At 68.5% G+C, this 3046-nt stretch carries 2 protein-coding genes; both read right to left on the bottom strand.

Annotated features, from left to right (window positions below; translation table 11 throughout):
• A partial coding sequence (locus tag ACFWUY_RS37155; RefSeq protein ID WP_384120522.1) for a glycoside hydrolase family 5 protein occupies window positions 1-1073 on the bottom strand: 1073 nt, incomplete at its 3' end.
• A gap of 391 nt (window positions 1074-1464) precedes the next feature.
• Window positions 1465-2160, bottom strand: coding sequence for a hypothetical protein (locus tag ACFWUY_RS37150; protein WP_384120521.1), 696 nt, complete (start codon window positions 2158-2160; stop codon window positions 1465-1467).
• Between the last annotated feature and the right edge of the window lie 886 nt (window positions 2161-3046).

Genomic DNA, 3046 nt, shown 5'->3' with positions numbered 1-3046 from the left:
GTACGGTAGCCGTTGGGGGCCGTACCGCCGGTGTTGCCGCCGCCGCCACCGCCACCGCCGCCGCCGCCGTAGATCGTGGCCCGCGTGGAGGTGGAGGAGATCCCGTCGGGTCCGTTGAAGAACCGGTTGCCCCAGGCGGTGAGGGAGTTCGCGTCGAAGCCGTTGGCCATGTCGAGGTACTCGACACCGCTGCCGTTGCCGCTCCACGACCAGCCGAGGTAGCCGACGCGCAGCGAGCGCGCCGTGGCCATGATGGCGTTCTCGTCGGGGTTGCCGTCGCTGTGGTTGTCGCCGAACTCGCCCACCACGATCGGCAGTCCGCTGCTCACGAAGTGGTTCAGGTAGCTCTGGACCTCGGCGGCCGTGTCGTACACGCCGTACATGTGGATGGAGAAGATGGTGTTCCGCTGCGGGTCGGCGGCGAAGACCGAGGCCGCGTTGTTCCGCATGGTGTTCGACCAGTCCTGGCCCCAGTTGGGGCCGTCCACCATGAGCGCGTTCGAGATGCCGGCGCCGCGCAGCTTTTTGACGGCGTTCTTGGTGGCGTCGGTCCAGGCCGTGTAACCGCTGTTGCCGAAGGGCTCGTTGCCGATGTTGACGACGACGTAGTCCTCCTGGCCCTGGAGGGCGCTCTTGACGCCGACCCAGTAGTCGGCGGCCTTGTCGAGGGAGGTGGCGGCGCCGTCCTCGCCGTAACCGGTGGTGTCGTGCACCTCCAGCACGCAGATGACCTTGTTGGTCTTGCAGTCGTCGATGATCGACGTCACCTCGGCCGTGCCGGTCCTGGTCCACCGGTCGCCGCTGCCGAGGACGACCCGGACGGTGTTGGCGCCCCTGGCCGCGATGTCGGCGATGGCGCCGGTCTCGCCGGGGTACCAGACGTGCGCGTGGTTGACCCCGCGCATCACGAACTCGCTGCCGTTGGCCTCGTAGACGCGGCCGTTGCTGACGTGGATGCCCGTGTCGGCGGCCTGGGCGGCTCCGGTGGGGCCGAAGACGGGCAGCAGCAGACCGGCGACACCCGCGAGGGCGCTGCCCGCGGCCGTGACCCACCTGCTTCTCGGCTTGTTCATGCCTCTCCTTCAAGGAATGGGAAGGGATTTACCCCTGTGCCGAGGTCCTGACCAACATCATGGACAACGTTGTCAGAATTCTGTGACCGAGCCGCTGGTCCGCACATCGGGATTGCCCACCATGAGGCACTGCCCGCCGGTTTCGTGTCAAGGCTGCGAATGCTTTGAGTTTCGAATGGATGTAGTGACGGGTTCTGTTCAGTAAAACAGTGCTGAACAATTCAGTGGAATGGCTGTGTCGTTCATGCGGGCGGAGCGCTCGTTCAGTGAACCCGTGCGTCGTTCAGCTCGACAGGCCGGAGGTGTGGGCCCTGGTGCCGTCGCTCACGCTCTCTCCTCGCCGCGTGCCCGCCCGCTCCGTGCGCGGGGCGGGCATCGGTGCCGCGACGGTTCAGGAAGGGAACGGGACGGCGTCGGCGGGGTTGGTGTGCCAGTTGGTGGTGAGGGGCTTGTCGACGACGACGCTGCCGATGTTCAGGGACACGGGCTCGGGGTCGTCCGCACTGACGGAGGCGATGACCGTGCTGTACTCCGTGCCGGTGTCACCGCTGGTGCTCTTCGGCGTGACGCCCGCGTACACCGTCCTGCCGCCGCCGAGGGTGATCTCCTCGCCCGCGACCTGCTCGGCGGGGCCGGCCTGGGTGCCGCCGGAGCCGAAGGCGAAGACGGGCAGACCGGCGGGCAGTACGCAGGTGATGCCGGGCCTGGCCTTGACGCCGACCTGGTAGTAGCCGCCGGCCTGCGTCATGGCCTTGGCGGACCACTGAAGGTCATGGGTGCCGCAGCTCCGGCCGTAGCCGCTCTTGTCGGCGGGGCCGGAGCCGCCCGCTGCAGACGGGGACGGGCCGTCCGCCTCGCCGCCGTCGGCCGTCGACGGGGTGGCCTTCGCGGCGCCGCTGTCCTGTGCGGCGCTCGGTGTGGTGGTCGCCGCGGCCGTGGCTGTGGTCGCCGTGCCCGCGGGGGTGCCGGAGGAGGCCGTCCCGTTCCTGTCGGCGGCATCGGTCGAGCCGCCTCCGCAGGCGGTCACGAGCAGCCCGGCGCTCAGGGCGGCGGAGACGACGAGGGCGGTGCGCGAGCGGCGGTTCATGACAGGTGGTCCTTCCGGTCGGTGAGCGGGCCGCGGCGTTTTCCGCGGCTCCGCGTTCTCAACCGGCACGACGGCCCGCTCCGCCGACGGGTTCGGCCAGAGGACGGATCAAGACACCCTCGTCGCGGCGCTGTGACAAACGGGGCCCGGACCCTTCGAACGGCTCGGCACGTCGCGCCCCGCGACCGGACCCGCCCGCCGTCTACGCGGGCGCGGGTAGGCGCGGGGCAGGTACGCGCGGTTGCGGGACGTCCGCCCGGTCACCCGTTTGGCCCTCCGCTCGTTCGCCCGAGCATCCGTCCCTGCCGGATGTGGATTTCCGGTACGGCGCGGACAGGGGTTTTCCCGGTGCGATGGACTCGGTGAAGATATTCATCGGACGCGGGGCGACGGGACGTGCTACTGTCGATCCCAGTTGCCATCATGGCTCCCACAACTTCAAGCGCCTTCTCGGCCCTTTCGGTCAGAGGAGCACCTTTTCAGATGTGCTTCTCTTCGCGGCGTTTCACGCCTTTCGCAGCTGGGGCCCGCATCCCTCGGGGTGCGGGCCCCAGCTGCAGACATTATTCGCAGTAGTTCAGCCTGTGGGGCAGTCGCCACCAGGCGCCCCCGTCCAGGCTTGCGGACTCTTCGGGGCCGCGCCGATGCCCTGGATTCCACGTCCGCACGACGTCACCGATTCCATCGCCTGCACTCGTGACGAATTCACCGCAGGCAGTCTTATCCCCGTATTCCATCGGCCGTTCTTGTGATTCCGCGCGATGCACTTCCGCTGCGGAAATTCCTTGATAGCGCCGTATCAAGGAAGGTTCTGTATGAACCCCACGCGCACGAACAGCCGCTCTTCTCGCACCCGCCGCAGCGGCGGCCACGCGTACGACTCCTC

The sequence above is a fragment of the Streptomyces sp. NPDC058664 genome (assembly GCF_042716635.1).
In the GTDB taxonomy this organism is placed as follows: Bacteria; Actinomycetota; Actinomycetes; order Streptomycetales; family Streptomycetaceae; genus Streptomyces.
Note: the sequence above shows the minus strand (reverse complement) of the source record. Positions and strands in the feature narration are given on the sequence as shown.